This is a genomic window from Mycolicibacterium diernhoferi (assembly GCF_019456655.1).
Taxonomy (GTDB): domain Bacteria; phylum Actinomycetota; class Actinomycetes; order Mycobacteriales; family Mycobacteriaceae; genus Mycobacterium; species Mycobacterium diernhoferi.
The window spans coordinates 4,922,141-4,944,582 of sequence record NZ_CP080332.1 but is presented as its reverse complement, the minus strand read 5'-3'; the positions used below and the strand labels follow the sequence as shown (position 1 = coordinate 4,944,582).

Annotated in this window: 21 protein-coding genes and 1 tRNA gene; 7 read left to right on the top strand and 15 right to left on the bottom strand. The window is 69.3% G+C overall.

The window, feature by feature from the left end:
* Positions 1-104: 104 nt before the first annotated feature.
* The 4 genes from K0O62_RS23320 to K0O62_RS23305 all read left to right on the top strand — a co-directional run bounded on the left by K0O62_RS23320 (position 105) and on the right by K0O62_RS23305 (position 3,300).
* On the top strand, positions 105-1,742 hold the full coding sequence (locus K0O62_RS23320; protein ID WP_073858877.1) for a fatty acyl-AMP ligase: 1,638 nt from the start codon (positions 105-107) through the stop codon (positions 1,740-1,742).
* Between the two features lie 115 nt (positions 1,743-1,857).
* Positions 1,858-2,307: a hypothetical protein gene (locus tag K0O62_RS23315; RefSeq protein WP_073858876.1), complete on the top strand. Its 450-nt coding sequence runs from the start codon at positions 1,858-1,860 to the stop codon at positions 2,305-2,307.
* A gap of 23 nt (positions 2,308-2,330) precedes the next feature.
* A complete protein-coding gene (locus K0O62_RS23310; RefSeq protein ID WP_073858875.1) occupies positions 2,331-2,567 on the top strand; it encodes a hypothetical protein in 237 nt (78 codons plus the stop codon).
* Between the two features lie 70 nt (positions 2,568-2,637).
* Positions 2,638-3,300: a DUF998 domain-containing protein gene (locus K0O62_RS23305; protein WP_073858874.1), complete on the top strand. Its 663-nt coding sequence runs from the start codon at positions 2,638-2,640 to the stop codon at positions 3,298-3,300.
* A gap of 2 nt (positions 3,301-3,302) precedes the next feature.
* On the opposite strand, the gene pth is transcribed toward K0O62_RS23305, so the two are convergent.
* From pth to K0O62_RS23265, 8 genes are all read right to left on the bottom strand, one after another.
* A complete protein-coding gene (pth, locus tag K0O62_RS23300) occupies positions 3,303-3,878 on the bottom strand; it encodes an aminoacyl-tRNA hydrolase (protein ID WP_073858873.1) in 576 nt (191 codons plus the stop codon).
* Positions 3,879-3,887: 9 nt separating this feature from the next.
* A complete protein-coding gene (locus K0O62_RS23295; protein WP_073858872.1) occupies positions 3,888-4,538 on the bottom strand; it encodes a 50S ribosomal protein L25/general stress protein Ctc in 651 nt (216 codons plus the stop codon).
* A 121-nt stretch (positions 4,539-4,659) separates the two neighbouring features.
* Positions 4,660-5,526, bottom strand: coding sequence for an oxidoreductase (locus K0O62_RS23290; RefSeq protein WP_073858871.1), 867 nt, complete (start codon positions 5,524-5,526; stop codon positions 4,660-4,662).
* A gap of 59 nt (positions 5,527-5,585) precedes the next feature.
* A complete protein-coding gene (locus K0O62_RS23285; RefSeq protein ID WP_073858870.1) occupies positions 5,586-6,260 on the bottom strand; it encodes an LpqN/LpqT family lipoprotein in 675 nt (224 codons plus the stop codon).
* Positions 6,257-6,598, bottom strand: a complete 342-nt coding sequence (gene arsC / locus K0O62_RS23280) for an arsenate reductase (glutaredoxin) (protein ID WP_073858869.1) — start codon at positions 6,596-6,598, stop codon at positions 6,257-6,259. Before arsC ends, K0O62_RS23285 begins: the two co-directional genes overlap by 4 nt.
* A complete protein-coding gene (locus K0O62_RS23275) occupies positions 6,599-7,579 on the bottom strand; it encodes a ribose-phosphate diphosphokinase (protein WP_073858868.1) in 981 nt (326 codons plus the stop codon).
* 90 nt (positions 7,580-7,669) lie between these two features.
* Positions 7,670-9,061, bottom strand: coding sequence for a bifunctional UDP-N-acetylglucosamine diphosphorylase/glucosamine-1-phosphate N-acetyltransferase GlmU (gene glmU, locus K0O62_RS23270; RefSeq protein ID WP_234800266.1), 1,392 nt, complete (start codon positions 9,059-9,061; stop codon positions 7,670-7,672).
* 149 nt (positions 9,062-9,210) lie between these two features.
* A tRNA-Gln gene (locus K0O62_RS23265) sits at positions 9,211-9,282 on the bottom strand.
* Positions 9,283-9,368: 86 nt separating this feature from the next.
* Here K0O62_RS23265 and K0O62_RS23260 point away from each other — a divergent pair.
* The 3 genes from K0O62_RS23260 to K0O62_RS23250 all read left to right on the top strand — a co-directional run bounded on the left by K0O62_RS23260 (position 9,369) and on the right by K0O62_RS23250 (position 14,620).
* Positions 9,369-9,959, top strand: a complete 591-nt coding sequence (locus K0O62_RS23260) for a TetR/AcrR family transcriptional regulator (RefSeq protein ID WP_079244614.1) — start codon at positions 9,369-9,371, stop codon at positions 9,957-9,959.
* Between the two features lie 114 nt (positions 9,960-10,073).
* A complete protein-coding gene (mfd, locus tag K0O62_RS23255) occupies positions 10,074-13,700 on the top strand; it encodes a transcription-repair coupling factor (protein WP_073858940.1) in 3,627 nt (1,208 codons plus the stop codon).
* Positions 13,697-14,620, top strand: a complete 924-nt coding sequence (locus K0O62_RS23250; RefSeq protein ID WP_073858865.1) for a nucleoside triphosphate pyrophosphohydrolase — start codon at positions 13,697-13,699, stop codon at positions 14,618-14,620. Before mfd ends, K0O62_RS23250 begins: the two co-directional genes overlap by 4 nt.
* A 104-nt stretch (positions 14,621-14,724) precedes the next feature.
* On the opposite strand, the gene K0O62_RS23245 is transcribed toward K0O62_RS23250, so the two are convergent.
* From K0O62_RS23245 to K0O62_RS23215, 7 genes are all read right to left on the bottom strand, one after another.
* Entirely contained in the window at positions 14,725-16,032 is a 1,308-nt protein-coding gene (locus tag K0O62_RS23245) for an HNH endonuclease signature motif containing protein (protein ID WP_073858864.1), read from the bottom strand.
* A 381-nt stretch (positions 16,033-16,413) separates the two neighbouring features.
* Positions 16,414-17,604, bottom strand: coding sequence for a Dyp-type peroxidase (locus K0O62_RS23240; RefSeq protein WP_073858863.1), 1,191 nt, complete (start codon positions 17,602-17,604; stop codon positions 16,414-16,416).
* Entirely contained in the window at positions 17,597-18,064 is a 468-nt protein-coding gene (locus K0O62_RS23235; protein ID WP_073858862.1) for a copper chaperone PCu(A)C, read from the bottom strand. Before K0O62_RS23235 ends, K0O62_RS23240 begins: the two co-directional genes overlap by 8 nt.
* The gene (locus tag K0O62_RS23230) at positions 18,057-19,427 is read right to left on the bottom strand and encodes a PepSY-associated TM helix domain-containing protein (protein ID WP_073858861.1); all 1,371 of its coding nucleotides are present in this window, start codon (positions 19,425-19,427) and stop codon (positions 18,057-18,059) included. The genes K0O62_RS23235 and K0O62_RS23230 overlap by 8 nt, the downstream gene beginning before the upstream one ends.
* 106 nt (positions 19,428-19,533) lie before the next feature.
* Entirely contained in the window at positions 19,534-20,079 is a 546-nt protein-coding gene (locus K0O62_RS23225; RefSeq protein ID WP_073858939.1) for a hypothetical protein, read from the bottom strand.
* Between the two features lie 45 nt (positions 20,080-20,124).
* A complete protein-coding gene (locus K0O62_RS23220) occupies positions 20,125-21,363 on the bottom strand; it encodes a Dyp-type peroxidase (protein ID WP_073858860.1) in 1,239 nt (412 codons plus the stop codon).
* Between the two features lie 10 nt (positions 21,364-21,373).
* Entirely contained in the window at positions 21,374-22,309 is a 936-nt protein-coding gene (locus K0O62_RS23215; RefSeq protein WP_073858859.1) for an EfeM/EfeO family lipoprotein, read from the bottom strand.
* Positions 22,310-22,442 lie beyond the last annotated feature (133 nt).

Genomic DNA, 22,442 nt, shown 5'->3' with positions numbered 1-22,442 from the left:
GCCTCTCCTGGAGAGGGCACCAGCAGGCGGAATATAGGGAAACGCGCAATGAACCTGGGGTCGGCGTCGCAGCCGACCCGGCCCCAGACACCCAGGAGGTTGCCGTGAGCCGATTTACCGACAAGATGTACCGCAGCGCCCATGAGAGCGCGCGGGGCATGGTCACCGGCGAACCCTACGAGCCCGTCCGCCACACCTGGCTCGAAGTCCACGAGCGGGCTCGTCGGGTGGCCGGCGGACTCGCCGCGGCAGGCATCGGTCCGGGCGACTCGGTCGGCGTGCTGGCCGGCTTCCCGGTCGAGATCGCCCCGACCGCCCAGGGCGTGTGGATGCGCGGCGGCAGCCTGACGATGCTGCATCAGCCGACCCCGCGCACCGACCTCGCGGTATGGGCCGAGGACACCATGACCGTCATCGGCATGATCGAACTCAAGGCCGTCATCGTCTCCGAACCCTTCATCGTGGCCATCCCGGTGCTGGAGCAGAAGGGCATCAAGGTCCTCACGGTGGCCGATCTGCTGGCCTCCGATCCGATCGACCCGGTCGAGACCGGCGAGGACGATCTGGCGCTGATGCAGCTGACGTCGGGATCCACCGGATCCCCGAAGGCGGTGCAGATCACCCACCGCAACATCTACTCGAACGCCGAGGCCATGTTCGTCGGCGCGCAGTACGACGTCGACACCGACGTCATGGTCAGCTGGCTGCCCTGTTTCCATGACATGGGCATGGTCGGCTTCCTCACCATCCCGATGTACTTCGGCGCCGAACTGGTCAAGGTCACGCCGATGGACTTCCTGCGCGACACCCTGCTGTGGGCGCGGCTGATCGACAAGTACAAGGGCACCATGACCGCGGCCCCGAACTTCGCATACGCGCTGTTCGCCAAGCGGCTGCGCCGCCAGGCCAAGCCGGGCGAGTTCGACCTGTCCACGCTGCGCTTCGCGCTGTCGGGCGCCGAGCCGGTCGAGCCGGCCGACGTGGAGGATCTGCTCGACGCCGGTAAGCCGTTCGGGCTGCCGTCCTCGGCGATCCTGCCCGCCTACGGCATGGCCGAGACCTGCCTGGCGGTGTCGTTCTCGCCGTGCAACGCCGGTCTGGTGGTCGACGAGGTCGACGCCGACCTGCTGGCCGCGCTGCGCCGGGCCGTGCCCGCCAGCAAGGGCAACACCCGCCGGCTGGCCTCGCTGGGCCCGCTGCTGCAGGACCTGGAGGCCCGCATCGTCGACGAGGACGGCGCGGTGCTGCCGACCCGCGGCGTCGGTGTCATCCAGCTGCGCGGCGAATCGGTCACCCCCGGCTACATCACCATGGCCGGCTTCCTGCCGACCCAGGACGAGAACGGCTGGTATGACACCGGCGACCTGGGTTACATCACCGACGAGGGCAACATCGTCGTCTGCGGCCGGGTGAAGGACGTCATCATCATGGCCGGCCGCAACATCTACCCGACCGATATCGAGCGTGCCGCCGGCCGCGTCGAGGGTGTCCGTCCGGGCTGCGCCGTCGCGGTTCGCCTGGATGCCGGTCACTCCCGCGAAACCTTCGCCGTCGCAGTGGAATCCAACCAGTACCAGGATCCCACCGCGGTGCGTCGCATCGAGCACCAGGTCGCCCACGAAGTGGTGACCGAGGTGGACGTGCGTCCGCGCAATGTGGTCGTGCTGGGGCCGGGCACCATCCCGAAGACCCCGTCGGGCAAGCTGCGCCGGGCCAATTCGGTCGCGCTGGTCACCGGCTGACCTGCTCCCCGCCTCTGCTGGGCGGTCCCCTTTTCGGGGGACATCTGTTCTGAGTGGCTCATCACGCCGCCATCTCGTCCTATGCTCCGGAGATCGTTCTCTCGGAGGAGGCAGTGTGGTTGTGATCCGCGGAGTTTCGGCAGGCGTGTTGTTGGCCGCCGCGTCGGCACTGGGTGTCACCGCCACGCTGTACGGGGCCAGTCCGGCGGTGGCCGGCGGCCCCGGCGGCGTCGTCGAGGACACTGTCGTCTCGCGAGCTGTGGGCTCCGGCTTATCGGGCGGACTACTGGCGGGATACACCGCCACCGGACCCACCAACGAGGCGGCCGCGGCTGCTGTGGTGTCGGTCTGCCAACAGGCCGGTGCCGAACAGTGCAGCAGTGACGAGGTCACCAACGACATCTTCTGCGTGGTGACGGTGGGCGCCGACGACGGCAGCGGCATCGTCGCAGGCGGGGCCGGCGCAACAGTGGAAGAAGCCCGAGGCGATGCGTTTTCAAATGCGGTGCGGGCCGGCGTGAATCTCGACCCGGCCGCCCGGGTACTGGCGTCGTCGTGCCCGTGAGAATCCCCGCAGTGGAAGGTGCCATGACCCATCGTGCGAAGTACCCGATATTGATCCTGGTGACGAGTGGTGTTGCGGCTGCACTCATTTCGGCTCCGGTCGCCGCCGCCGTGCCGACCTGCAAGGACGCCGGCAGCGTCACGCGGTGCCAGACCAACGGCAGCGTGTCGATCAAGGCGGTGCCGGGGACCCGAGCTCCCAACGTGGCCGAGTCCATCCCGCGCGGCAACAACAGGTCGGGCATCATCCTGTCCTGGTGACCCGGTCTGCCGCGAGCGCGCGGACCGTCGACCGGGTCGGTAGCGTTGTTGAGGTCCGTACGCTGGTCGGATGGACCGGTTTTCGCACGCGCTGTTCGGCTGGCTCGGCGTGCTCGGTGCTGTCATCTCGGTGGTCGCCATCCTGACCCTGGACGCGATCCTGGGCGGCCAATCCCATCGGCCCGGCCGAACCCTGCGCCGCGCCACCATCTCCGAGTACGTCTACACCGACGGCGGGTGGGCCTTCCTGACCGGGGTGCTGGCGCTCGCGCTGGGGTCGACGCTGCTGTTGCTCGGCCTGATCAGTGCCGGGCTGGTGCAGCCGCTGTCGGTCGGCTCGATCCTGATGGCGCTGTGGGTGATCGGGCTGCTGGGGGTGGCGGCCTTCCCGAAGCGCAACTGGGAGATCGGGCCCAGCACAAGCGGATCCGTGCACCGCATCGCCACCCTGCTGGCGTTCGTATCGCTCCCGGCCGCGGTCCTGACGATCGCGCGCAGACACCGCGGCGCCCGGCCCGCGGTCTGGCTGGCCTACGGTTCGCTGGGCTGGCTGGGGGTGTTGTTCGGCGCCATCGCGGTCGGCATGGTGACCGACCTGTCCTGGTGGCGCATCATCCCGCTGGGACTGGTCGAGCGCGGCATCGTCGCGTTCGAGGTGGGCGCGGTGATCGCGCTGGGGGTGTGGTTGATCCGCGGACAGTTCCGGCCGGACCGGCAGCCGGAGACGGCCTGAAGCTACCAGGCGTGCACGGTGTTCTGCGCGGCCTCGACACCGAGCTGCAGGAGCAACTCGGTCGCGTCGGCGGCCTGCTCGCAGATGGTCGGCACCTCGGGCCGTTCGATCGAATTGAACGGTTCCAACACGTAGGCGGCCGGGTCCTTGCGCCCGGGCGGGCGGCCGACTCCGATGCGGACGCGCTGAAAATCCTTGGTGCCCAACGCGGCTGCCACCGAGCGCAGCCCGTTGTGCCCGCCTTCGCCGCCGCCGAGCTTCAGCCGGATCCGGCCGAACTCGATGTCGAGCTCGTCGTGCAGAACCACGACGTCGGCGGGGGCCACCGAATAGAACTTCGCCAGCGGGCCGACCTGGCGGCCCGACTCGTTCATGTAGACCCGGGGCTTGGCGAGCACCACGGACCGACCTCCCAGTCGGCCCGTGGTGACTTCCGCTCCGGACTTCTTGTGCACCTTGAACCCTGAGCCGATGCGCTCGGCCAGGATGTCGGCGACCATGAAACCGAGGTTGTGCCTGGTCTTGGCGTAGTTCGGCCCGGGATTGCCCAGGCCGACCACCAACAACGGTTCGGCCACGGTGACTTGTTACTCGGCGGCTTCGGCTTCGTCCTCGGCGGGCGCTTCGGCCGGCGCGGCGGCTTCGGCGGTCTCGCCGGCGCCTTCGCTCTCCAGGTCCTCAGCGGTCGGCGCGGCGACGACGTTGACCACCAGGGTCTCGGCGTCGACGACCAGGCTGGCGCCCTTGGGCAGCTCGACCTCGCCGGCGGTGATCTGGGTGCCCGCGGTGAGGCCCTCGACCGACACCGTCAGCTCCTCGGGGATGGACATCGCCTCGGCCTCGATGGAGATCGTGTTGGCTTCCTGGGTGACCAGGGTGCCGGGGGCGGCCTCGCCTTCGACGACGACGTTGACGTCCACGTGCACCTTCTCGCCACGCACCACGACGAGCAGGTCGACGTGCTGGATGTTGCGGCGCACCGGGTGGATGTCCAGCGCCTTGGTCAGCGCGAACGTCTCTTTGCCCTCGATGTCCAGCGTCAGGATGGCGTTGGTGCCCGCGTGGCGCATCACGGCGGCGAAATCGCGCGCGTTGAGCTCCAGATGCTGCGGCTCGGTGCCGTGGCCGTAGAGCACGGTGGGGATGAGGCCGTCGCGGCGGGCCTGGCGCGAGGCGCCCTTGCCCGTGCGGGTACGCACGGTCGCGGTGAGCTTGTTGGGGGCCGAGGTCTTGGCCATGTTCTCTACTCCTGTGCCGGTATGGGAAACGCACGGCCAGGGAAGAACAAACAGGTTCCCGTCGATAACGGTGGTCGAGCCACCCTCGCCGTGATGCCCACCAGGCTAACCCAGGGGGACCTCAGATCCGAAATTCGGTGCCGGTGAGCTGGGCGGACAGCTCCCACAGTCGGGATGCGGTCCTGGTGTTGCGGGCCAGCGGGCTGCGCGGGCTGGGGCCGGTGGGGCCGAGCTGGCCGAACCGGGGTCCGATGAAACTGTCCCCGGGCACGTCCGCGGACGCCGCGTACAGGGTCTGGCGGGCGCCGAACGCGGCGTCGGTGGCGACCCGGTTCGCGGCCTTCCAGAACACGTCGCCGGTGGCGTTGCCGGTCTGGCCCTGCAGGTTGGTGGCCGAATACCCAGGGTGGGCGGCGACCGCGCGCACCGGCGATCCGGCCGCGCGGAGCCGGCGCTGCAACTCGCTGGTGAACAGCAGGTTGGCCAGCTTGGACTGGCCGTAGGCCAGCCACGCCGAGTAGGGCCGGGCCTTCCAGTTCAGATCCGCGCAGCTGATGGTGCCGAGCAGGTGCATCATCGAGGGCACCGTCACCACCCGATCGGTGATCTTGGGCAGCAGCAGATTGGTCAGCGCGAAATGCCCGAGGTGATTGGTGCCGATCTGGCTCTCGAAGCCGTCGACGGTCTGGGCGTAGGGCACCGCCATGATGCCGGCGTTGTTGATCAGGACGTCGACGGAGTCGGTCTCCTCGGCAAAGGCGCGCACCGAGGCCAGATCCTGCAGGTCGAGCCTGCGGACCTGCACATCGCCGGTCATGGTCGTGGCCGCGTCCTGCCCCTTGTCGAGGTTGCGGACGGCGAGCACCACCGACGCGCCGGCCCGGTCGAGTTCGCGGGCGGTGTGCAGGCCCAGCCCGCTGTTGGCGCCGGTCACGATGACACGACGGCCGGCGAAGGACGGCAGATCCGCGGCGGTCCAGGAAGGCATGTCAGCACCAGTAGCCGGATCGTCGAGCCGCACCCCCGGGACGGGAAACGTGCCCGGACCTACTTCGGGGCTCGTTGTTTACCTGCGACGTCGAACCCCGAGATGATCTTCTCGATGGCCGGGCCCTTGGACTCGGCGTCGTCGGCGAAGCTGGTGACGGTCAGCTGCACCAGGTAGCGCTGCGGCGTGCTGTCCGGCGTCTTGGGCTTCGAGCCGGTGGCGAACACGATGCGGTTGTAGGCCTGCATGCGTTGCCCGTTCAGGTCATAGGTGCCCTCGATCATCGAGGACGGGAATCCCTTGAAGTCCTCGCGAGAACCGTTGAGCTTCTTGAAGTTCTGCGACATCTCGGCGTCGACGTCGGCGTGCTTGAGCGCCTCGGCGACGTCGAAGTCACCGTCCAGGGTGAACACCATCAGCATGGCGGTCGGGTAGGTCTCGCCGTCGGCGATCACCCGGGTGCCGGGCGCCAGATTGATGTTGGTGTAGTCGCGCCAACCCTCGGGCCGGGGCACGGTCACGGTCAGATCGGCGAGTTTCTCCGGGGCCACCGGTCGGCCCTCGACCCCGACGCTCTCCAGGTACGCCGACAGCGACACGGACTCCTGCGCGGACGCCGCCGTCGGCCGCGCCGGGGCGGTCGCCAGCAACGACTGGTAATCCGGGGTGGCGGCGCCGCAACCGGACAGCAGCGCCGCCGTCAGCAGCGGAACCGCCAGCAGCGCCCTGCTCACAAGATTTCGTTGACGTTCTCGATCGGGCGCGCCAACCGGGTGCCCTTGTCGGTGACCACGAACGGCCGCTCGATCAGGATCGGGTGTTCCGCCATGGCGTCGAGCAGTTCGTCGTCGGTGGCATCCGCCAAACCCAGTTCGCCATAAAGCGATTCGCGTTTGCGCACGGCGGTGCGCACATCGATGCCGGCGTCGGTGATCATCGCGACCAGCTCATCCCGGGTGGGCGGGGTCTTCAGGTACAGCACGATCTCCGGCTCGATGCCGTTCTCGCGCAACAGATCCAGGGTCTTGCGCGAGGTCGAGCACTTCGGGTTGTGGAAAATGCGGGCCGCCATCTAGGCGGATCCGTCGAACAGTCCGGTGACCGAGCCGTTGTCGAAGACGGCGCGGATCGTGCTGGCCAGCAGCGGCGCGATGGACAGCACCGTCAACTGTGGGAACTTCTTGTCCTCGGTGATCGGCAGGGTGTTGGTGACGATGACCTCGCGCGCACCCGAGTCGGCCAGCCGCTGAGCGGCCGGGTCGGACAGCACGCCGTGGGTGGCGGCGATGATGACGTCACCGGCGCCGTCCTGCTTGAGCAGCTTGACCGCGCCGGCGATGGTGCCGCCGGTGTCGATCATGTCGTCGGTGAGGATGCAGGTCTTGCCCTTCACATCGCCGACCACGCGGTTGGACACCACCTGGTTGGGCACCAGCGGGTCGCGGGTCTTGTGGATGAAGGCCAGCGGGACGCCACCGAGGGAGTCGGCCCACTTCTCGGCGACCCGGACACGGCCCGAGTCGGGGGAGACGACGACCATGTCCGATTCGCGGTACTTGTCGGCGATGTAGCCGCACAGCAGCGACTGTGCGCGCATGTGGTCCACCGGCCCGTCGAAGAAGCCCTGGATCTGGTCGGTGTGCAGGTCCACGGTGACGATGCGGTCGGCGCCGGCGGTCTTGTACAGGTCGGCGACCAGGCGCGCGGAGATGGGCTCGCGGCCGCGGTGCTTCTTGTCCTGCCGGGCATACGGGTAGAACGGCAGGATCGCGGTGATGCGCTTGGCGCTGCCGCGCTTGAGCGCGTCGATCATGATGAGTTGTTCCACGAGCCACTGGTTCAGCGGCGCGGGATGGCTCTGCAGCACGAACGCATCGCAGCCGCGAACGGACTCGTCGAAGCGGACGAAGATCTCACCGTTGGCGAAGTCACGCGCGGTCTGCGCGGTCACCGGCACATCGAGTTCTTTGGCCACCTGCTCGGCCAGCTCGGGGTGCGCCCGGCCGGAGAAGAGCATCAGATTTTTGCGGTTGTCGGTCCATTCGTGGGCCATCTCTTGTGCCTTCGCCGTTCGGGGATCGATACGGGCCAATCGTACGGGCCAGTAACTGCCCGGCGTCCCTGGGTTACCAGATTGCCAACATCAGGCATCGGGTTCGGGTGCCCCGGCGCGGCGGGCGGCGTCGGCGGACGCACTTGCTGGGCGCTTGCGAAGTACCCAGCCCTCGATGGTGCGTTGAGTGTTGTCCGAAACGGCCAGCGCGCCGGGCGGAACGTCTTCGCGCAGCACGGTGCCCGCGCCGGTGTACGCGCCGTCCCCGACGGTGACCGGCGCCACGAACATGGTGTCCGAACCGGTCCTGACGTGGGAGCCGATCGTGGTGCGCCGCTTGGTCTCCCCGTCGTAGTTGACGAACACGCTGGAGGCGCCGATGTTGCTGTGCTCGCCGATGTCGGCGTCCCCGACATAGGTCAGATGGGGCACCTTGGTGCCCGCGCCGATCACCGAGTTCTTGGTCTCGACGAACGCGCCGAGCTTGCCGTCCGCCCCGAGTCGGGTGCCCGGCCGCAGATAGGTGAACGGTCCGACGGTGGCGCCCGCGCCGATGACGGTCGCCTCACCGTGCGTGCGGATGACGGATGCGCCGTCACCGACCTCGACGTCGGTCAGCGTGGTGTCCGGACCGACGGTGCAGCCGGTGCCGATCGACGTCGAGCCGAGCAGTTGGGTGCCCGGCGCGATGACGGTGTCGGGCCCGATCTCGACGTCGACGTCGATCCAGGTGGTGCCCGGGTCGGTGACCGTCACCCCGGCGAGCTGGTGGGCGACGATGGTGCGGCGGTTCAGTTCCGCGCCCAGCGCGGCGAGCTGGACGCGGTCGTTGACGCCGGAGACCTGCACGGCGTCGTCGAGGTGCTGGGCGAGTACCGCGTGCCCGTCGGCGCGCAGGATGGCCACCGCGTCGGTGAGATAGAGCTCACCTTGGGCGTTGTGGTTCTGCAGCCGGGTCACCGCGGACCGCAGGGCGACCGCGTCGAATGCGTAGACACCGGCGTTGATCTCACGAATGGCGCGGTGTGCTTCGTCGGCGTCGGCGTGTTCGACGATGGCTGCCACCGCACCGTGGGCGTCCCGGACGATGCGGCCGTAGCCGGTCGGGTCGGCCAGGGTCGTGGTCAGCACGGTCACCCCGGCGCCGTCATGGGTGTCGACCAGCGCCGCCAACGTCGTCGACTCCAGCAGCGGGATATCACCGGAGGTGACCAGCACGGTGCCCGCGAAGTCGGCCGGCAGACCGCTCAGCCCGATTTTGACGGCGTGCCCGGTACCGAGCTGTTCCTCCTGGACCACCGTGGTGATGTCGCTGCCCGCGCGGTCGGCGATCCGGACCACCTCGGGGCTGACCAGCTCACGGCCGTGGCCGACGACGACGACGATGTGCCGGGGTTCCACCGCGGTGGCGGTGTGCAGGGCGTGGGCCAGCATGCTGCGCCCGCCGAGGGGGTGCAGCACCTTGGGGGTGGCCGACCGCATCCGGGTGCCGGCCCCGGCGGCCAGGACGATCACGGCGATGTCGGTGGTGGACACGATTCTCCTCCTCCGCGAACGAGGAGTGCCTGTACGAGGACACGCCGTCGACGCTGTCGGTGTGGGGTCACTCGCGCGGTTGAGCAGCTGTTGAGCTCCGTCGCCAGGACTCGAACCTGAACTATCTGAACCAAAATCAGAGGTGCTGCCGATTACACCACGACGGACCGATCAACCCGAGACTCTAGTCGAACCCGTTAGGCTCCTCATCGTGGCAGCACCCGATAAAGAGAGTCGTGCGCCGCGCGCCCGCATGACCGGTAGCGAACGCCGCCAGCAGCTCATCGAGGTCGCCAAGTCGCTTTTCGCCGAGCGCGGGTTCGATGCCACCTCCATCGAGGAGATCGCGCAGCGCGCGAATGTCTCCAAACCGGTGGTCTATGAGCACTTCGGTGGCAAGGAGGGGCTGTACGCGGTCGTCGTCGACCGGGAGATGTCGGTGCTGCTGGACCGGATCACCGCCTCGCTGACCGAGAACCGGTCCCGGGTGCGCATCGAGCGGGTGGCGATGGCGCTGCTGACCTATGTCGAGGAACGCACCGACGGGTTCCGCATCCTCATCCGGGACTCGCCGGCCGGGATCACCTCGGGCACCTATGCGTCCCTGCTCAACGACGCCGTCAACCAGGTGGCCTCCATTCTGGCCGGGGATTTCTCCCGGCGTGGGCTGGACCCGGATCTGGCCCCGCTCTACGCCCAGGCGCTGGTCGGGTCGGTGTCGATGACGGCCCAGTGGTGGCTCGACGTGCGTGAGCCGCCCAAGGAGGTGGTGGCCGCGCACGTGGTCAATGTGGTCTGGAACGGGCTGACACACCTGGAAGCCAATCCCGAACTGGAGGACTGATTCAGGACGGGGGCGCGGCGTCGCGGGCCCCGCGCTTGTCCCCGGCGCCGATTTTCCCGCTCGTTCCGGCGCGAGGCAGGTCACCCCGGGCCGCCACCTAAGATGGGGGGCATCATGACCGCACCCGGGCACACTCATGTCCAAAATTCGATCGCGGGACTCGTCGACCTGGCGCTGAGCTCGCCCACCTTCACCGATCTGATCGACCGCGCGCAGGCCCGTCCGGACACGCTGGCGATGGTCGGCCCGGCCGGCGTCCGGCTGTTCGTCGCGGCGGCGCTGGCGCGTACCGGCCCGCTGCTGGTGGTGACCGCCACCGGCCGGGAGGCCGACGACCTGACCGCCGAACTGAAGGCCGTCTTCGGGGAGGCCGTCACGCTGTTCCCGTCCTGGGAGACTCTGCCGCACGAACGGCTCTCGCCCGGCGTGGAGACCGTCGGCGCCCGGATGATGGTGCTGCGCAGGCTCGCACACCCCGATGACGAACACCTCGGCCCGCCGCTGCAGGTCGTGGTCACCACCACCCGCTCGCTGCTGCAGCCGATGGCGCCCGCGCTCGGTGACCTCGAACCGGTCACGCTGACGGTCGGCGTCGAGGCCGATTTCGACGCCACCATCGCCCGGCTGGTCGAGCTGGCCTACACCCGGGTCGACATGGTCGCCAAACGCGGCGAGTTCGCCGTCCGCGGCGGCATCCTGGACGTCTTCGCGCCGACCGCCGAGCATCCGGTGCGCGTCGAGTTCTGGGGCGACGAGGTCTCGGAGATGCGGATGTTCTCCGTCGCCGACCAGCGGTCCATCACCGAGATCGAGGTCAGCCACCTGGTCGCGGTCCCGTGCCGGGAGATCCTGCTCACCGAGGCGGTCAAGGAACGGGCCCGCCAACTCGTCGACGCCCAGCCCCAGACCGACAACACCGTGGCCGGGTCCATCGGGGACATGCTGGCCAAGCTGTCCGAGGGCATCCCGGCCGACGGCATGGAGGCGCTGCTGCCGGTGCTACAGCCCGACGAGCTGACCCTGCTGACCAGCCATCTGCCCAAGGGCACCCCGGTGCTGGTGTGCGACCCGGAGAAGGTGCGCTCCCGGGCGGCCGACCTGATCCGCACCGGCCGCGAGTTCCTGGAGGCGTCCTGGTCGGTGGCCGCGATCGGCGGCGCCGCCCCGGTCGACGTCGAGGCGCTCGGCGGCTCGGGTTTCCGCGAACTCGACGAGGTCCGGGCGGCCGCCGAGCACTGGTGGACACTCAGTCAGCTCAACGACGAATCCGCAGTGGAACTCGACGTGCGCCCCGCCCCGTCGGCGCGCACCCAGCACGCCGTCGAGGAGATCTTCGCGATGCTGCGGGCCCACGTGCTGACCGGCGGGTTCGCCGCGGTGGTCACCCCGGGCGCCGGAACCGCGCACCGCGTCGTCGAGCAGCTCGGCGAATCCGACACTCCGGCAACCATTCTGGAGCCCGGAGCGCAGCCGGCGGCCGGCGTCGTCGGTGTTCTCAAGGGCCCGTTGCACGACGGTCTCGTGGTGCCGGGCGCAAACCTGGTGATCATCACCGAGACCGACCTCACCGGTAACCGGGTGGCCGCGACCGATGGCAAACGGCTTGCCGCCAAACGGCGAAACGTCGTCGACCCGCTGGCACTGGCCGCCGGTGACCTGGTGGTGCACGATCAGCACGGCATCGGCAAGTTCGTCGAGATGACCGAGCGGGTGATCGGCGGCGCGCGGCGCGAGTACCTGGTGCTGGAGTACGCCTCGGCCAAACGCGGCGGCGGTACCGACAAGCTGTATGTGCCGATGGACTCCCTCGATCAGCTGTCCCGCTACGTGGGCGGGCAGGCGCCCACCCTGAGCCGGCTCGGCGGCAGCGACTGGACGAACACGAAAACCAAGGCGCGCAAGGCGGTTCGCGAGATCGCCGGTGAGCTGGTGTCGCTGTACGCCAAGCGTCAGGCCGCGCCCGGGCACGCGTTCGGTCCGGACACCCCGTGGCAGGCCGAGATGGAGGACGCCTTCGGCTTCACCGAGACCATGGACCAGATGACCGCGATCGCCGAGGTCAAGGCCGATATGGAGAAACCGGTCCCGATGGACCGGGTGATCTGCGGCGACGTCGGCTACGGCAAGACCGAGATCGCGGTCCGGGCGGCGTTCAAGGCGGTGCAGGACGGTAAGCAGGTGGCGGTGCTGGTGCCCACCACGCTGCTGGCCGACCAGCATCTGCAGACCTTCACCGCGCGCACCGCCGGCTTCCCGGTCACCGTGAAGGGTCTGTCCCGGTTCACCGATCCGGCCGATTCCAAGGCCACCCTGGAGGGCATGGCCGACGGCTCGGTGGACATCGTCATCGGCACCCACCGGCTGCTGCAGACCGCGGTGCGCTGGAAGGACCTCGGCCTGGTGATCGTCGACGAGGAGCAGCGTTTCGGCGTCGAGCACAAGGAACACATCAAGAGTCTGCGCACCCACGTCGACGTGCTGACCATGAGCGCCACGCCGATCCCGCGCACCCTGGAGATGAGCCTGGCCGGCATCCGGGAGATGTCGACCATCCTCACCCCGCCCGAGGAGCGCTTCCCGGTGCTCACCTACGTCGGCCCGCACGATGACAAGCAGGTCGCCGCGGCGCTGCGCCGTGAACTGTTGCGTGACGGGCAGGCGTTCTACATCCACAACCGGGTCAAGTCGATCGATCAGGCCGCCGCGCGGGTGCAGGCCATGGTGCCCGAGGCCCGGGTGGTGGTGGCGCACGGCCAGATGCCCGAAGAGGCGCTGGAGAAGACGGTCGAGGGCTTCTGGAACCGCGACTTCGACATCCTGGTGTGCACCACCATCGTCGAGACGGGCCTGGACATCTCCAATGCCAACACCCTGATCGTGGAGCGTGCCGACACGTTCGGTCTGTCCCAGCTGCACCAGTTGCGCGGCCGGGTCGGGCGTAGCCGCGAGCGCGGCTATGCCTACTTCCTGTATCCACCGGAGAACCCGCTCACCGAGACCGCGCACGACCGGCTGGCCACCATCGCGCAGAACAACGAGCTCGGCGCGGGTATGGCGGTGGCCATGAAGGACTTGGAGATTCGCGGCGCGGGCAACGTGCTGGGCGTCGAGCAGTCCGGGCATGTCGCCGGTGTCGGCTTCGATCTGTACGTGCGGCTGGTCGGCGAGGCCGTGGAGGCCTACCGCGCCGCCGTCGACGGCAAAACCGTTGCCGCCGTTGAGGAACCCAAGGATGTGCGGATCGACCTGCCGGTGGACGCGCACCTGCCGCCGGACTACATCGGCAGCGACCGGTTGCGGTTGGAGGCCTACCGGCGGCTGGCCGCCGCCTCCGACGGTGCCGGTGTGGACCGCGTCATCGAGGAACTGGTGGACCGGTACGGTCCGCTGCCCGAACCGGCGCAACGCCTGATCGCGGTGGCGCGCCTGCGGCTGCTGTGCCGTGAGTACGGGGTCACCGAGGTGTCCACGGTGTCGGATTCCACGCTGAAGGTCGCGCCGCTGACCCTGCTGGACTCCGGGCAGTTGCGGCTCAAGCGGGTGTACCCGGGAGCGAACTACCGTGCCACCACCTCGACGGTGCAGATCCCGATCCCGCGGGCCGGCACCGGGGTGGGCGCCCCGCGCATCCGTGATCTCGAACTGCTGCAAGCGGTTGCGGGGCTGTTGCTCGCATTGGACGGTCGCCCGGTCAACGAGGTTGATATAACCGACCTGGGAGTTGGAGGTGGCGCGCAATGACAGTCGTTCTCGTCGACCCGCGCCGGCCCTCGCTGGTTCCGGTGGAGGCGGTCGGTCTGCTCGCCGGTGACGTGCGGTACACCGAGGAGATGCCGATCAAGGTGCCGTGGTCGCTGCCGTCGGCTCGGCCGTATCTGCCCGGTGATGACGACGCGGCCGCCGTGCTGCTGTCCTCGGACCCGGAGCACCCCGCGGTGCGGGCCCGGCTGGGCGCCGGGGCGACGCTGATCGCCGCGCCCGGCCCGCAGCCCGGTGAACGACTCGTCGACGCGGTGGCGATCATGGACAAGCTGCGCACCGACGGCCCGTGGGAGAGCGAGCAGACCCACGATTCGCTGCGGCGGTATCTGCTGGAGGAGACCTACGAGCTGTTCGACGCGGTGCGCGGCGGTGACGCTGCGGAGCTGCGTGAGGAACTCGGAGATGTGTTGCTGCAGGTGCTGTTCCATGCCCGCATCGCCGAGGACGCGCCCGTGCACCCGTTCGATATCGACGATGTCGCCGACGCACTGGTGCGCAAACTGGGCAACCGGGCCGCCGGTGTGCTTGCCGGCCAGTCGATCTCGCTGGAAGAGCAGCTCGCCCAGTGGGAGGAGCGCAAATCGCTGGAGAAGGTGCGGGCCTCCTGTATGGACGATGTGGCCACCGGTCAGCCCGCGCTCGCGCTGACCCAGAAGGTGCTCGAGCGTGCCGCGGCCGCGGGGCTGCCCGACGACCTGGTGCCGGACAGCCTGCGCGAGGTGCGCATCACGGTGGACTCCGATATCGAGAATGTGCTGCGAACAGCGACATTGGAGTTCATGGACACGATCCGCGCGGCCGAGAAGGCGGTCGCGGCCGCCCGCGGCGGCGGCCCGATCGGGGATACGCCGCCGGAGGCCATCAGCGCCGACGAGTGGCGCGCGCACTGGCCAGGCTAGTCGGACGCAAGGCGTCGTGGCGGGTCCGGCTCGTTCGTGTGTGCCGGTTCCCGCCGCTGGTTCGGCGTTCTCTGTGTAGTTGTCAAGGTGCGCGGAGGGTTTGGTTACGCGGCGGTGGGTAGGTCGGTCATGGTGCGTCGTGCGTGGGAGCGCAGGTGCGCCGGTTCTGCTTCATTGGGTTTGTGGGGCGGGATGAACCAGGGGTGGCGGTCGGGGCCGAGGTAGACCTGCCAGCCGCCGTGGTGGATCGCGGTGTGGTGGCGTCGACACAGCAGCACACCGTTGTCCAGGCAGGTGGTGCCGCCGCTGCTCCATGGGGTGATGTGGTGGGCGTCGCACCAGGACACCGGTCGCCCGCAGCCCGGGTGTGCGCAACCACGGTCGCGTGCTGCCAACCCTTGACGAATTGTGGGTGGGAACAGTCGCTCGCTGCGCCCCACATTCAGTGGCGCTCCCGCGTCATCGACAGTCACTACCCCGACAGTGCTGTCGCAGGTGATCAGGTCGGCGGTGGTGGCGGTGATGGGGCCGGTGAATCCGAGGGTGTCGACGAACCCTGTTGGCTGGGGCCGGATAAGGGTGACGTGCGGGAGCACGCCCCCGGAGGTCGGGCGCCGCGAGTTCGACAGGTAGGTTCGCACGACTTGACCGAGGGCGTCCGCGCGACGCTGACCGACAGGGCGCGGGTCCGGTGAGCCGTCCGGCAGCGGGACGGGCCGGCACAGCGGGTCCAATGCGGTGAGCAGTTCTTCGCCGGTGAGTGCATCGAGGTCCAGGGTGGCTGCAACGCGTCCTTCGTCGTTGACGACGAGCGTCATCTCGTTGAGGTCGGCGTTTTCCGCGACCGGCACCGACTGATCGTCTTCGGGTTGTACCCCGGCTCTGTCGATGGCGATCTCGCGGGCCTTCTCGGCCACCTGCGCCGGGGTGGTCTGGATCATCAGTTTGGTGACGACCTTGGACCGGTCTTCTTCGGACAAGGGCACTCTGGCGTTGATGTGGGTGACGCCGCGTCCGACGGCGTCGGCGAATTCGATGCCGACCCCGCCGAGGCGCTGGGCCTGGGTCAGGGCCGGCAGGGTGTGCGCAGCCCGGCCGACCCGCGCCGCCCGGTGTGCCGCGCCTGGAGAGACGCCGCAACTGGTCAGCAGATCGGCTCCCGAGTGCAGGTGCTTGCGGGCCGGGATCCCGAGTCGCTCGGTGGCCGCGGTCGCCTGGGCGATCACATGATCAAGGAGATTGCGGGCGGTGACTGCGGCCACCAGCACCGCGAGCAGGGGCTGCTCATCGAAGACCCGGCGGGGACAGTCCAGCAGATGAAACAGTCTGCGTTCGCCGTCTTCATCCGGAGGTCCAACAGCAAGGTCGTCGATCAACGCACCGATGAACGTTTCGAGATGGGTGGCGTCCATGACGGATACCGACTTTCACAGAAGGTGCACAACGGCACGATCAGGCAAGGCGGTTCGACCAGTCCCGCGGGACAGAAGAACCTCTCGGCGACCGGAGTCGCGGTCTGAAGCTCACCGTGGAGCGATGGGAGCCACGTCGCATTCGAACGTGTGTTCGATACTACGCGGGTTCAAACCGCCGCGCAAGTGTCATCTCCCAGGACATCGGTGGCAGTTCGGGTGGCTAGATGCGGTATGCGTCAAGTCATTGGCCGCGTCCAGTGTGGCCCGGTGTCGACAGCATGCACGCGACTCGATGCCACCGAGTGCGTGCTCCGCCCCATGTCGCGACCTCCGAGACGATGTCCTGCAACGCTATTGATGATGGCCGGGACCGCCCGTCTAGCCGAACAGTCCCTGCCCCAGCCAGCCGCCCTCGGCGACGCCGGGCAGCATCGCGAACGTCGCCGACCCGACGGTGGTGATCCACGGGTTCATCGCATCGGCTCCGGCCAGCCGCTGCTGCACCGGGACGAACTGGCGGGCCGGGTCACGCTGGTAGCTCGCGAAGATCAACCCACTGTCGGTGGTCGCCCCGGCCGCCGGCGGATCGTCGTAGTTGTACGGCCGGCGCAGGAACCGCTCGCCCTCGTGCACCGGACGGGCCAGCGCGATATGCGAATTCGGCGGGATGACCGGTATCCCGTTGACCTGCGCCTGCAGATCCGGCGGGTCGGATTCACGGGTCCCGGTCAACGGCGCACCGGTGTCCAGGCGCCGGCCCATCGCGAATTCCTTGCTCGCCCGGTCGAGTTCGTCCCAGGTGTCCATCTCGGCGCGGATCCTGCGCACCACCAGGATGGTGCCGCCGGCGAACCACGGCTGCCCGGCCCCGTCATCCCAGACGAAGCGGTCGAACTCGGCCGCGGTGCGCAGATTCGAGGTGCCGTCCACCTGACCCATCAGGTTGCGCATCGTCGCCCCGGACCCGTCGGCTCCGTGCGCGGTGCGGAAACCGCTCTGCCGCCAGCGTTGTACGGTCATCGCCCGCACGTTCTTGAGCAACACCCGGGCGGTGTGCGCCACGACCATCGGGTCGTCGGCGCAGATCTGCAGCAGCACATCGCCCCCGCAGAAGCGCCGGTCCAGCCGGTCGGTGCGGAACGCGGGCATATCGATCGCCGTGGGCGGGCGCCGGTGCGCGAGCCCGATCCGCTCGAACAGCGCCGGCCCGAGCCCGACACTCACGGTCAGCCGGGCCGGACGGTGTGCCAGTTCGGGTTCGGTGTCGGCCAGTGCCGGGCGGCCCTGGGTGAGCCGGGCCGCATCGGCCGACCACAGCTTGAGCACCGCGGCGAGCGTCTCCCGGGCGCCGCGGCCGCCCTCCGGGACCAGGTCGAGTGCCACGAACAGGGCGTGGGCCTGTGCGGGTGTGGCGATCCCGCCCTGATGCTCCCCGTAATACGGTTCGACCGTGTGGCCGAAACCGGCCGGGGTCGCGGACTGGGCGGCACCACACTGGGTGACGGCCGCCCCGGCGGCCAGCGCGGCGGCGCCCCCGGTCAGGAGGCGCCGCCGGTTCACGTCAACCATGGGGCTGATAGTTCTCGCCGGCCCCGGCGAAGTCGCGCACCTGCACGGTGACCGGCAGCGTGGAGCCGTCCTCGAACTGGAGCGTCAACTCGATGTCGGCCCCCGCGGACAGCGGCGCCGTGAGATCCATCAGCATCAGATGGTCCCCGCCGGGCACCAGGTCGTGGCTGCCGCCGGCCGGCAGCACCAGCCCACCGGCCTTGGGGCGCATCGTCTTCGCGCCGGTCGCCCCGGCCACCTCGTGCACCTCGACCATGCCGGCCGCCGGGGAGCTGCCGGACACGATGCGGGCCTCGCGCGGGCCGTCGTTGACCAGCGTGCCGAACACCGCGGCCATCTGCCCGTCACCGGCCGAGGCCCACTGGTCGTGGATGGACACCGACTCGGCCATTTGCTGGTCGGCGGGGGAGCCGCACGCCGAAAGTACCAGCACGGCAAGGAGTATCAGCACTCTACGCATCGGTGCGCTCCTTGCGTCGCTTGGCCGCGGCGATCGCGAGGTCCAGGACCACGAAGGCGGCCAGCGAGATCCCCAGCAGCGGCAGGAACCAGCCCACCGCCACCGCGGCGAGCACCAGCGCACCGATCGCGGCCGGGGGCAACCGTCTCAACCCACCGCGTATGGGTGGGCGACCCACCGCCCACGCCGATCCGCGGGTGGGGCGGCGCTGCCACCACATCCGGTAGCCACCGATGATCACCCCGATCAGTGCGACGGCGACACCGAGCAGCAGCAGCTGGTTGAGCAGCCCGAACAGCAGGCCCATGTGCCCCCGGATGCCCCAGTCGGCGAGCTTGGCGACGCCCGAATAGTCACGCCAGTAGTCGATCTCACCGGTCACCGAGTTTGTGACCGGATCGACCGATGCGGCGTTGGTGGTCAGCCGGTAGGCCTTGTCGATCTCGGCCACCGTGACACCCTGGCCGGGCCCGGCGGGCAGCGTCACCTCCAGCGGCGCCTGCACCCCGGCCGTCGCCGCGGCCCGCAGCACGGCCTCGAAGTCGATGACCCCCGATGCGCCCGAAGCCGGTGGCGCAGCGTGACCGGTGTGACCGGAGTGCGGGTCGGTGTCGAGTTGGGGACGCTGCCACTGCATCGCCGCCCGCAGATCGCTGACGTGTGCCCCGGCGTAGGTCGACCAGGTGATGCCGGTGGCCGACAGGAACAGCAGGCCGGCCAGCAGCCAAACCCCGGTGGCGCCGTGCCGGTTCAAGGTGCGGGCCCGGCTGCCCGGGCGGCCGCGGCCACGCCGGGCGGCCGTCCTGCTCAGCCACAACGCCACGCCGCCGAGGGCCACCACCCACAGCCAGGATGCGGCGAGTTCGCTGTAGATCCGGCCCGGCTCGCCGAGGTTCAGGTGCCGGTGGAAACCGTCGAGCCAGGTGCTCACCGGCAGGTAACCCAGCCAGCTGGTCTCGTCACCCAGCACCCGGCCGGTGTACGGGTCGACGAACACCGCGCGTTGCAGCTCGTCGTCGAGCGCCGGGTCGGCGAAGTACACCCGGGTGGACTCGGTGGGTGCCGCCGGCGGTCGCAGCCCGGTCATGCTCAGCTGCGGGAACGCGTTCTGCGCGGCGGTGATCTGGTCGCCGAGGGACAGCGGCCGCTCGGCCGCCGGCACGGTCAGGATGTCGCCGTAGACGACGCGTTCGATGCTCGGCGCCAGCGCGTACAGGCCGCCGGTGACCGCGGCGATCAGGATGAACGGTGCGATCAGCACGCCGGCATAGAAGTGCAGGCGCATCACGAACGGACGCCAATTGCGCCGCGGGGGATGGGGATCGGTGGGTGGAGGTGCGATGGTGTCATCGGGAAGGGACATGGACAGCCTTCGGCTTGAGATGTGGCAGATGGACGCGACGCCGCAGGACGCGGACGTGCGGACGGCCGCGACCGGCGGGCCGCGGCATCGTGAGAGCAGACGACCGCTAAGCGGTCGCGCGCTCACCCATCGGCGGGGCGCGCATGCCCAGCCCGGTGTGCCACAGAAGTGACTGTGCGACAACGTTGTTGGTGTGCCGCCGGATCCGTTTGGGCGCCGGGCGGGGGGTGCGCGTGGCGAACAGTCGCAGCCAGCGCAGCACCGAGGAGCAGACCAGGTACAGGTGTTCGACGGCGCCGATGGCGACTCCGAGCACCACCGCCGCGGCGGCGTGCGCCGCGAGCATCGACGGGCTCATGTCCAGGCCCGGTGACCCGTGGTGGCCGCCGGTCATCGCCAGGGTCAGGTGCCCGAGCAGTTGGGCGGCGCCCAGGGCGGCGATGAGACCGAGTCGCTGGGCGTGCCGGTTGTGCAGCCGGATGCCGGCCGCCGCCGCACCGGCGGTGGCGCACACCAGGAGTGCGGCCATCAGGGCGGCGCCGTGCGGGAAGGAGCCCGAGGCCGCCGCGTGCGCGCCGGTGGTGCCCGCCGCCGCGCTGACGCCGACCAGCGCAGCGCGCAGGCCGCGCGCGCGTGTGGTCGGCGAGGTCACCAACCGGACTCTACCGGGTGTCTACTACCGGTCCTAGTAGACCGATCAGTCCACGAGCTCATCGCCGAGGAACCGGTCATGGCCCATCACCCCGGGCAGCACGAAGAAGAACCCGCCGCCGACCGGCATGATGTACTCCTCGAGCGGCTCACCCTTGAGCCGGGCCTGCACCGCCAGGAAGCCCTTCTGCAGACTGCGCTGGTAGGAGATGAAGGCCAGGCCCTGGTCCAGTCGTCCGGCGCCGTCGAACCCGCGGGAGTAGTTGAACCCGCGGCGCAGGATGCGGTTCTGTTCGGACTCCGGGGTGCGCGGGTTGGCCAGCCGGATGTGGGCGTTGAGTTTGATCCGCTGACCGTCGGGGTCGGCGGCGAAATCCGGTTCGTCGAACTCGCCGGCCATGCCGAGCGGGGCGCCGCTGACCTTCGCGCGGCCGATCAGTGCCTCCTGCTCGACGAGCTGGGTGCGGTCCCAGAACTCGACGAAGTTCCGGATGATGCGCACGGCCTGATACGTCCCGCCCACCGTCCAGTCCGGCTCGTCGTCATCGGGCCCCACCCAGACGTGCCGGTCGAGCAGGGCGTCGTCGGAGACGTCGAGGTTGGAGGTCCCGTCCTTGAACCCCAGCAGGTTTCGCGGGGTGGCCGCCTCCGACACGGCGCCCGCCCCGATGCCGCGGGCGTACCCGTCGATCATCCAGCGCAGCACCAGGTCGCTGCGGGTGCGCCGCATCAACTGGCGCAGCGCGAACTGCATGGTGTCGTTGTGGCCGGCCTCGAAGATGACCGAGATGTCTCCGTGCGACAGCTTGGGGTCGAGGCGGTCGTTGGCCAGGAACGGCATGGTGATCAGTTCGCGCGGCTTACGGTCGGCCAGCCCGAACCGGTCGTCGAACAGGGAGGCGCCGACGCCGACCACGATGGACAGGTTGTCCGCAGGTGGCTTCTCGCCGAGGATCCCGGAGTCCACCGGCGGGTAGGCCGGGTCGCGGGTCTCCGGCGGTTTGCCGGCCATCAGCCCGCGGATCTCGTCGGTGAGTTCGCGCAGCGTCGAGGCGAGTTCGGCGCGGTTCCTGGCGTGCACGTTGAACGACGCGACCAGGCCCTGTTCGGGGATCGGCAGCGCGGTGATCCCGGGCTGGTGCGCACCCTCGAAGTCGATGAATCGTTCGGTCGGCTGTGGAACCTGCGGCTCGGGGCTGCAGCCCGCCACCGCTCCCGCTCCGACTGCTGCCCCGGCGCTCAACGCCCCGGCGACGAATCCGCGCCGGGAAATGCCACGGCTCATTGCGGCTGGCTCACTGCAGCTTCAGTACTCCCGAGACCTGCGACAGGTTCTCCGACAGCCCCGCCAGCTGGGCCTTGAGGGTGTCGATCACCTGGGGTGTGACGGTCACCTGCGGGCAGCGCGCGGACGGGTACGGGTCGTTCTCGGTGCAGAACAGCACCCAGCCGTCGCCGCGGCGCAGCGGGCCCAGGGTCTCGAACACCGAGTTGATGCCGGCCTCGATCTTGCCCAGGAGCGCCGGATCGGCCTCCACCAACGCGGGGCTCAGCTTGTTGACCGCATCACGGGCACCCTGCAGGTTCGCGTCGAAGTCCCACAGGTCGGTCTTGGCGTAGCGGTCCTCTTCACCGGTGATCTTGCCCTCGGAGACCTCTTCGATCAGTTCGGCCGCACCGGTCGACACGTCGACCGGCTTCACCTCGACCGCGGGGAACTGTTCCTTGAGCGCGGCGACGTCGGCGTCGAGCTGATCGGCGAACTGCGCGCCGCCCTCGGTGGTGTTCTTCTCGAACAGCAGGTACTCCAGGCGGTGCCAGCCGGTGAATGCCGGGTCGTCGACGCCGGCGAAATCGTCGACGCGGGCGTCGATCTTGCCGTCGATCTCCTCGACCAGCCCGGCGAGCGGTTCGATGCGTTCCCACGGCGCGCGTGACGGTGCGTAGGCGTCCTGGGCGGCCTGCAGATCGCCGGCCCGGACGGCGTCGGTGAACACCTTGACGTCGGCGACGAGGCGGTCGATCTGGGCGGTGGCGTAGGCCTTGTATTCGACGGCCGCCTTCTCGGTCAGCGGGTTGGCCGCCGCGGCCGCCGAGGTGGTGGCCGACGCGCCCGAGGTCGTCGTGGCGGTTGCGGTGTCCGACTCGCCGTCGGAGCCACTGCCCGAACATCCGCTGAGAGCGAGTGCTGCTGCGACAACCGGGATCTGCCAGGCGAAATGCCGTTTCATCGAACCTCCTAGGTGGCTGGGTGCACAGTACCCGTTCGATCAAGGTTGGATAGGCATACCTGCCTTAATCGGGGGATCGCGGGCCACGATCCGGTGCGGGCCCCCGTCGCCCCGTTACTCTTGAGCGGGGTTG